Genomic DNA, 8957 nt, shown 5'->3' on the forward strand with positions numbered 1-8957 from the left:
CAAATAGTATCTTATCATATTCCGTTGTTGATTGTCAACAACTTTTTTGTTTCTTTTTTCGTCAGTTCGTCCGATCAATTCGTAACGAAGCGACATAGAAAACTCGGCTTCTGAAAGCCTTAGTGCACTTGTACTTCATGAATGCAATAATGATATTACCACATTTCACAATGTTATGTCAACAAAATGTTAAGAATCAATATTTTGTTGAATATTGTCATAAAAGCGACTTTTATAATATAACATATTGCATGTATTATCGTCTATAAGAAATTTTTAGTTACATCCTTGAATAAATACAAAGGGATATCTACACAAGACCACCCATTTGAATCGTTGTCGCTGATCAATAAAAGAGACCTATGCCAAATTGCACCTTCTATGGAAATCGTATGAACATTGGGAAAACAAAAACATTTTATGATTTAACAGATATTGAAAATTTGTACTTCGTTACAGATCGATACACTTCATCCTTTTCGAGAATCGTTGATGGAAAAGTAGAATGATGAATAGCATCAGGTAGACCTTGTGTTTCTAAGCACAGCCCAAGATAAGGTTGTGAATTTATTCCACGAATCTTGAATTCGCCAGATAGCTGGTTTGCAGTATATAGAACAACACTAGGCTGATCTGTTTCGATCGTTAAAGACCTTCCGCTTTCCTTATCTTCTAGAATAATTTGAGGATGATGGTTTTTCGTTAATAAAAAAGGATGATCATATCCATTTCCAGCTATAATATTTTGGCGGTCTTTCGATACAACTCCATCGCGAATTTTTCGACCTGTTCTAAAATCAAAAACGGAATTTTCTACAAGCCGGAATTCTCCTGTAGGAATCAATTGCTCATCTAATTCAACAAAGTAATCACTTTTTAAAGTTAGTACATGATCCAAGATATTTCTCTTCATATTACCACTTAAGTTAAAATAAGAATGATTAGTCAGATTAAGTACTGTTTTTTGATCAGATACTCCTACATATATAATCGTGAACTCATTATCATTGTTTAATGTATAAGTTACCTTCATCTTTAGGTTCCCTGGATATCCCTCTTCTTGATCCTTGCTAAGATATCGGAAGATTAGACTAACGGAATCAGCATTTTCCTTTACTTCAGAATCCCAGATTACTTTATCAAAGCCTCGTAAACCTCCATGAAGGTGATTGCCACGATCATTTTTCGCTAAACGATATAATTTGCCATCTAATTCAAACTCTCCATTTTTAATTCTACCTGCATGTCGACCAACTACCGCACCAAAATAAGGCGAATGTTGAAGGTATTCCTCTAGCGTGTCAAAGCCTAAAACCACATTTTCGATCGTTCCATCACGGTCAGGTATCATCATACGAGTAATAATACAGCCATAATCGATACTGGTGACTTCCATACCATGATCATTTATTAATGTATAGGCCGTAATGGTCTGTCCGTCCAACTCCGCAAATTTTTCTTGTACCACTCTCATGCGCAAAACTCCTATCATTGCCTATTTTAATTGTTTAATAAAGCGGCGAAAAGCCTTTAATCCTGCTTCATCTCGTTTAAATACTCCTGCATCTTCCAAAACTCTTAAGAACTTTAATCCTACTTCCTTACGTAGAATTTCTTTGACTGTGTCAGCAGTTATCGACGACCCGTATTTTTTTTGTAGCTCTTTCGCCCATGGTAGATGATACTCTTTCACCTCATGCGATACTCCTAATAAATACTTTTCGATCTCAACCAATTCTGACGCTAAACGTGCAGGAAGTACTGCCAAACCCATTACTTCAATTAACCCAATATTTTCTTTTTTAATATGATGTACATCTTCATGAGGATGAAAAATTCCTAAAGGATACTCCTCACTCGTTCGATTATTCCGTAGAACAAGGTCCATCTCATATTGTTCATTGCGTTTACGGGCAATAGGAGTAATCGTATTGTGTCTTGTTCCATCTGTCTCTGCAATAATATTTGCACTCGGATCACTGTATGTTTTCCATTTATCCAAAATCATATCAGCTGCATCCACTAGTTCATGTCGATCTTTCCCTCGCAAACGGATAACGGACATTGGCCATCGAATAACAGCTGCTTGAATCGATGGATAATCACTTAGCGAAAACGTATAGTCATCCTTCGCCCTTGCCATTGCAAATTCATAGTTTCCACCTTGATAATGATCATGAGATAAAATGGAGCCCCCAACAATGGGAAGATCTGCATTCGATCCTAGAAAATAGTGAGGAAACTTTTCAACAAACTCAAGTAATCTTTCAAATGTTTCACGGTCGATTTTCATATCCCTATGTTCAGCCGATAAAATAATACAGTGTTCATTATAGTAAACATATGGGGAATACTGAAAATACCAAGTTTCATTTGCCAATTGAATAGGTATGATTCGATGGTTGGAACGAGCAGGATGGTTAATTCTCCCTTCATAACCTTCATTCTCAATACAAAGTAAACATTTAGGATAATGAGAAGCTGGAGTTTTCATTTCTCGTTCTCGTGCTATTTGCTTAGGGTCTTTCTCAGGCTTGGATAAGTTAATGGTGATATCTAGTTCCCCATAAGGGGTTCCTGTTACATAATTAATATTTTTAGCGATATTCCTCGTCTGAATATAGTTGCTATCTTTACTTAATTTATAGAAATAATTTGTCGCTTCAACCGGATTCACACTATATTTTTTATAAAATTCCTTATTCACATCTGAAGGTCTCGGTAAAAACACATTCATGATTTTTGCCGATAAGATCTCCCTTTCCGCTGGTAAATCTTCAATGATATTTTTTTGCACCGCAAATTCAACAAGGATATCCAACAGGTCTGGAATGCTCAATTCACTGTTTACAATTACTTGCTCTGGAAAGTCATTCAATACAAGTAAGGACATAATTTGATTTCGGGCATAAATTTTATCTTCTTTATCGATTAAATCAATGGAAAGTGCCTGTTTGACCAACGCCTCGATAGCCGAATAAATTTCCATTTCAACCTCCTCCTATTGATCAAAGCCATTAGGATGTGTTTGATGCCAATTCCATGCATCCGCAATAATTTGATGAATTGATGTTCTTTGAGGATTCCATCCCAGAACTCTTTTTGCTTTTTCTGATGAAGCAATCAATCGACTTGGATCTCCTGGTCTTCTTGGGGCGACTTTCGCCGGAATCGGGTGATGAGTCACTTTTCGAGCAGCCTCAATCATTTCTTTTACTGAATACCCTTGACTACTACCAAGATTGAAAATATCACTTTCCCCACCACTTTGTAAGTAATGAAGAGCAAGAATATGAGCATCGATTAAATCTTCAACATGGATATAATCACGGATCGCCGTTCCATCCTCTGTATCGTAATCATCACCAAAAATAGAGATGTATTCACGTTTGCCTAAAGCAACCTGAAGAATCAACGGAATTAGGTGGGTTTCGGGATGGTGATCTTCGCCAATCTCACCTGTTTGTCTAGCACCAGCTACATTAAAATAGCGTAATGATACATATTTTATCCCAAGTGCAACATCACACCACTTCATCATTTTTTCCATTGCTAATTTTGTTTCGCCATATGTGTTTGTTGGAGCTGGAAGAGCATCTTCCGTGATAGGCATCACTTTTTGTTCTCCGTAGGTCGCTGCACTTGAGGAAAAGACGATATTTTTCACGCCAAATTCGTCCATTACCTCTAATAAAACCTGTGTTCCATAGACATTATTATCAAAATACTTTAAAGGCTTTTCCATTGATTCACCTACGAGAGAATTTGCAGCAAAATGGATAATCCCGTCAATTTTTTCGTTTCCGAATACTTGACGTAAGAATTGTCTGTCGCGAATATCCCCTTCATAAAATTTTGCTTTTGGATGAATCGCTTGTCGATGACCCGTTTGTAGATTATCAACAATTACCACTTCGTAATTTTGATCAATCAACTTATAAACCGCATGCGAACCAATATATCCTGCACCACCAAGTACTAAAATACTCATGACATGACCTCCATCGTTATCTCTTTTGTACCATCGCCAATACTTGCCACGTAGAACGTGGCTTCATAACCAATTACTTCTTTATACTTTTTCCCTACTTTTTGAATAAAAGCCTCAATCTCATCTTTTTCAACAATGGCAATCGCACAGCCACCAAAACCTGCCCCTGTCATTCTGGCACCTAAAGTTCCTCTTTGTTCCCAAGCTGCCTCTACTAAAGTATCCAACTCAATTCCTGTCACTTCATAATCTTCTTTTAAGGATTGATGAGAAGCATTTATTAATTTACCGAATTCTACCAAATTCCCACTTTTTAATTCATGAAGTGCCTTTATCGTTCGTTGATTTTCGTAAACAGCATGCTTGGCTCTTCGTCTTAGAATCTCATCAGAAATCAGGTGTTTGTTTTTCTCAAACTCATCCCCTGATAATTCACCCAATGTCTGAATCGGAAGTACTTTTTGAAGCTGGGAAAGTGCTTGTTCACATTCATTACGACGTTCATTATATTTTGAATCAGACAATTCTCTTCTTTTGTTGGTGTTCATGATAATAATTTGGTGGTTCGTTAGGTTTAGTGGCGCATACTCATAGTGTAAGGTATTGGTATCGAGAAAAATCCCATGATTTTCTTTCCCCATACCTATGGCAAACTGATCCATGATCCCGCTATTGACACCAATAAACTCATTTTCTACTTTCTTGCCTAGCTTTACAAGCTCTAATCGTTCGATTCCAAAAGCGAATATTTCATTTATCATAACCCCGATTAACATTTCAAGAGAAGCAGAAGACGAAAGTCCTGCACCATTTGGAATGTTACCATAAACAAGAATATCAAGACCAGACGGAAGTTTCCAACCCGCTTCTTGAATATAACGAATCATCCCTTTTGGGTAATTGGCCCAATCATGTTCCTTTTTATAAGTGAGATCATTGAGTTGAAATTTAATTATTCCAGTATCCGGAAAATTCGAGGAATATAATCGTATTTTTTGATCATTACGTTTTCTAGCAATTCCATACGTTCCATAAGTGATCGCACAAGGAAACACGTGCCCTCCATTATAATCCGTATGCTCACCAATTAAATTAATCCGACCGGGCGAAAAAAACACGCGAATATCCTGATTATCCTCTTTTAGAAATACCTCAAAAAAAGTATCTATTAATCGTTGAATATCCATGTCATAACTTCCCCTCGATATCTTTGAGTACATATTTTTTTAAAAACTACTATTTCGTTTTATTAATTCCGTGGCAATTATGATCTTTTTAGCTACGGTTCTCCCGGCTATTCGTTCCATTAATGTGTCAACGGCTGTTTCTCCCATTAATTCGGTGTACACCTTTAAAGTTGTCAATGGGGGATAAATATATTTTGATACACTAATATCATTAATCCCGATAATATTTACTCGCTCAGGAACAGTAATATTTTCTTCATGAAGTGCGCGCAAACAGCCAATAGCAATTAAATCATTACCCGCAAAAAAAGCGGTGGGAAGATTATCACCATGATCATGAATGGCTTGTTTCATCATACGGTATCCATCATCGACGGTAAATTTACCAATATACATGAAGCTTTCATTAAAAAGGTTACGTTCTTGTAAATAAGCACGAAATGTCTTGTCACGAAGATCTTCAATTTCAGAAGAATCATCTTTAAATTTTTCTCGTCCACCAATATAGCCAATCGATTGATGACCCTTTTCTAATAAATAATTGATAATTTTTTTGGTTGCTTCTTCAAAATCAATAACAACCGAATCATACGTATTATCATCAGGGCTGTAATCAACAAATGTGATATATTCCGTAACCTCTGATAACTTCACTACTTCATTTACACTGAACTTTCCTACTGCAATAATTCCTTGTATATTCTCTTGTCTTACTTCATCCAAATTGTTATAAAAATAATTAACTACTTGAATGTCCAATTGCTGACAACGTTGTTCAATACCAAAGCGTATGGACATATAATATAAATCCTCTAATTCTTCCTTTTCGGTATACCAATGAATGATCGCAATTTTGGAGGTAGGGGGTCTTACCGACCTTTTTTTATAGGATAGCTCTTCAGCAATTTCAAAGATTTTCTTTCTTGTTTCGTCTGTTACAGATAAAGAAGGGTCGTAGTTTAAGACACGCGAGACTGTCGCGATTGAAACTCCTGCCTTTTCAGCTATGTCTTTAATTGTTGCCATATTTTTCCCCTTTCCTATCAAGTTTGATCTAAAATTAAAACCCATCATCTTCTTACAACCATACTTGCGAACGGTGGCAATTGTTTACCTTGGAACATTTTTGTTTCTGAAGAATGATTCAAGATAAACAAATAAGTCATCCCTTTACTTATTCTTTTATAGACTTCAACGCCTTTTTCCGACTCAATATGCCAAATATCATGACGATCGATAATTTCCTTAGCAATCTCTTGCAATGCTGTTGTTTCTAGTCCTCCTCCAATATAGTAAACCATACCTTTTTTATATTTATTTCTTGTTACAGCGGCCATTTCCTGATAAAATTCATCCCCATATTTAAAAATTACTTCTGCAGTATCTGGTTTAATCAAGTCTCTCCATACACTCATTTCATACCTTTTTCCAATACTTTTCTCAATTACTGGTACACTGCGGTTGTTGGACAACGACTCTACTTCGTGTATGGTGATTCCAGCTAGATCTCTAATATAACCCGGTAAAGGTTTCTTAAAATGAATGTTATTATTCTTATCTTTTAATCCTGCACGAAATGAGAATATGATCGTGCCACCATCTTCTACGAACTTTCGAAAACGTTCTGCTAATTGTTCATCTATGATTTGCAGTACAGGTACAAGCAATACTTTATATTTAGAAAAATCTCGTTCAATCGGAATCACATCAATCTGAGTATTCCATTCATAAAAAGGGGAATACAAACGAAGCAGTTCATTCGTGAAATCAAATCCCTCGCTTTGGATTTGGAATCTCCATGACCATATATTGTCATAATCGTACAAGACTGCAATATCAGCATTTATATCAGATCGGAGTACTTCCTCATATTGTGATATATCGTTAAAAACGGATTGTACTTCTTGGTATTTCCTACCATAATTGTTGTCATGATCAACAATTCCATAACAAAATTGTTCGGCACCTTTCGTCATGCCACGCCAACGGAAATAAAGTAGATCAGTGCAACCATGAGCAAAAGCTTGATACGACCACATTTTGGCTTGATTCGGTCGTGGGAAATAGCCAATAACAGTATGACCTTGCGCACCCATCAGCTCTTCCACAATCCAGTAATTTTTCCCTAATAATCCTCTGTTAAAATCATGAGCCATGGCAATTGCTGCTGGAGGAATTGATTCTGATAATCCTCCCCAAACAGGATAATTATCATATGAAACAAAATCTAGTGGTTTCACATTTTCAGCATGATCAAACCACTTATTAAAAAAACCACCAGAAACATTTGTAGTGATTTGTTGGTGTTTTCCTTTATATTTTCTAACAATCGAAATCATTTCGTGTGCAAAACTATTAACGGAAAAGGATCGAAATCGAGCCCAATCAAGTTGTAATGCAGGGTTATGTGTTGTGATCGTTTTTTTTGGAATTGGAATTTCGGAAAAATCATTATATGTTTGTCCCCAAAAAATCGTTCCCCATCTTTCATTTAATTCGTCAATTGATTCGTATTTTTCTTTTAGAAATTCTTGGAATTTGACATGACATTGATCACAATAACACATGTCGCTGCCTTCATGGCCGAGTTCATTATCAATCTGCCAAGCAACGATTGCACTTTCGTCTTTGTAATGTTTCACTAATTCCTCAGTAATACGGGCACTGTATTTTCTGTAAATATCAGAATTAAAGCAATACTGTCGTCGTCCACCGAATACACGGGTATCACCGTTTTCGTCGACTGATAAAATAAAGGGAAATTTCTTAGCTAACCACGCAGGGAATGTCGCTGTTGGTGTCCCAAATATTACCTTAATTCCTTCCTTTTTCAATCTTGCAATCACATCATCGAAAAAAGTAAAATCGAAATTCCCCTCTTTACTTTCCATCATGTGCCACGCGAATTCACCAATTCGAACAATATTTGCACCTAACTCTTTAATCCCTTTTATATCTTCATCCATCATTTCTTTTGGCCAATGTTCAGGATAATAATCAACACCTAAGTACATATGGGAACCTCCTTTTTCAAATTTGTTCTTTCACAAGTTCCTTATCATTTTCAGTTAATTTTGCAGGGTATAATTCTTATCGCAGTGTTATATCTTGTTTCAATAGAGGTTATTCTTCCCAACTGTAATCGTCCATTTCTAAACCAGCCTAACAGTTCTCACTATAAACTAAACTGAATCCATAAACATTATCTTGATTCTCTTCTGTATTAAAATCTTTCAAAGCAATAAATGGATTATGCTGAGTGAACCTATTCTTTTTTATGCCGTCAATCGACTGAATACCTTTTCGAAAAGGGATAGAAAAGGGATATTTGATATATTCCGTTCCCTAGACCATGAAAGTAGCCTTTATTTATGTTTAGTTTGTCAGCGCTTACATTATCTAATAAAAATTTTAGTAAAATATTTACCTTTAGTCAACATTTTTTTATATTAGACAAACTATTTATTTGCGATTAAACAATTCTTTCCTATTCCTAATAGTTACCAAAAAATTTTTAAGTAAAATATTTATTACTACTTCGTAATTTTTTCCCTTTCAATACTTCTATGTCCCCGTTTTCCAGTTCTTTGTCAACTTCATCAAGAAGTATGTTAGCGAGTAATGGACTTAGTCCCCAGGTAAGAGCGCAAACTTTCACTCCATATATCCGCTACATATACTCTACTTGTTTCGGGTAGTTATTGGGCTTTGTTTTGTTACGCAAACTCACCCACAAGGATAAGCCTCAAATGTAGTTCGTGTACCTCAGACCAGAGTTT

At 35.9% G+C, this 8957-nt stretch carries 7 protein-coding genes; all 7 read right to left on the bottom strand.

The genetic code is table 11. The annotated features are described in order from the left end of the window. Window positions 1-418: 418 nt before the first annotated feature. The 7 genes from EDD72_RS12330 to EDD72_RS13140 all read right to left on the bottom strand — a co-directional run bounded on the left by EDD72_RS12330 (window position 419) and on the right by EDD72_RS13140 (window position 8511). Window positions 419-1474 (bottom strand): aldose epimerase family protein, encoded by a 1056-nt coding sequence (locus tag EDD72_RS12330; RefSeq protein ID WP_132770803.1) that lies wholly within the window; start codon window positions 1472-1474, stop codon window positions 419-421. Between the two features lie 21 nt (window positions 1475-1495). After that, on the bottom strand, window positions 1496-2989 hold the full coding sequence (gene galT / locus EDD72_RS12335; RefSeq protein WP_132770805.1) for a UDP-glucose--hexose-1-phosphate uridylyltransferase: 1494 nt from the start codon (window positions 2987-2989) through the stop codon (window positions 1496-1498). A gap of 12 nt (window positions 2990-3001) precedes the next feature. Then, window positions 3002-3991, bottom strand: a complete 990-nt coding sequence (gene galE, locus EDD72_RS12340) for a UDP-glucose 4-epimerase GalE (RefSeq protein WP_132770807.1) — start codon at window positions 3989-3991, stop codon at window positions 3002-3004. Continuing rightward, window positions 3988-5178 carry a galactokinase gene (locus tag EDD72_RS12345; protein ID WP_132770809.1) on the bottom strand — a complete coding sequence of 397 codons (1191 nt, stop codon included), beginning with the start codon at window positions 5176-5178 and terminating at the stop codon, window positions 3988-3990. The genes galE and EDD72_RS12345 overlap by 4 nt, the downstream gene beginning before the upstream one ends. A gap of 39 nt (window positions 5179-5217) precedes the next feature. Then, window positions 5218-6204 carry a LacI family DNA-binding transcriptional regulator gene (locus tag EDD72_RS12350; protein WP_132770811.1) on the bottom strand — a complete coding sequence of 329 codons (987 nt, stop codon included), beginning with the start codon at window positions 6202-6204 and terminating at the stop codon, window positions 5218-5220. Between the two features lie 44 nt (window positions 6205-6248). Continuing rightward, complete coding sequence (locus tag EDD72_RS12355; protein WP_132770813.1) at window positions 6249-8192, bottom strand: beta-galactosidase; 1944 nt, start codon at window positions 8190-8192, stop codon at window positions 6249-6251. A gap of 148 nt (window positions 8193-8340) precedes the next feature. Continuing rightward, window positions 8341-8511, bottom strand: coding sequence for a glycoside hydrolase family 36 N-terminal domain-containing protein (locus tag EDD72_RS13140; RefSeq protein WP_132770815.1), 171 nt, complete (start codon window positions 8509-8511; stop codon window positions 8341-8343). Window positions 8512-8957: the final 446 nt, after the last annotated feature.

It is taken from the genome of Tepidibacillus fermentans (assembly GCF_004342885.1).
In the GTDB taxonomy this organism is placed as follows: domain Bacteria; phylum Bacillota; class Bacilli; order Tepidibacillales; family Tepidibacillaceae; genus Tepidibacillus; species Tepidibacillus fermentans.

Coding starts and splice junctions, on each gene's coding strand:
- EDD72_RS12330 (WP_132770803.1), bottom strand. CDS start 1,474: ATGAGAGTGGTACAAGAAAAATTTGCGGAGTTGGACGGACAGACCATT.
- EDD72_RS12345 (WP_132770809.1), bottom strand. CDS start 5,178: ATGGATATTCAACGATTAATAGATACTTTTTTTGAGGTATTTCTAAAA.
- EDD72_RS12355 (WP_132770813.1), bottom strand. CDS start 8,192: ATGTACTTAGGTGTTGATTATTATCCTGAACATTGGCCAAAAGAAATG.
- EDD72_RS12350 (WP_132770811.1), bottom strand. CDS start 6,204: ATGGCAACAATTAAAGACATAGCTGAAAAGGCAGGAGTTTCAATCGCG.
- galE (WP_132770807.1), bottom strand. CDS start 3,991: ATGAGTATTTTAGTACTTGGTGGTGCAGGATATATTGGTTCGCATGCG.
- galT (WP_132770805.1), bottom strand. CDS start 2,989: ATGGAAATTTATTCGGCTATCGAGGCGTTGGTCAAACAGGCACTTTCC.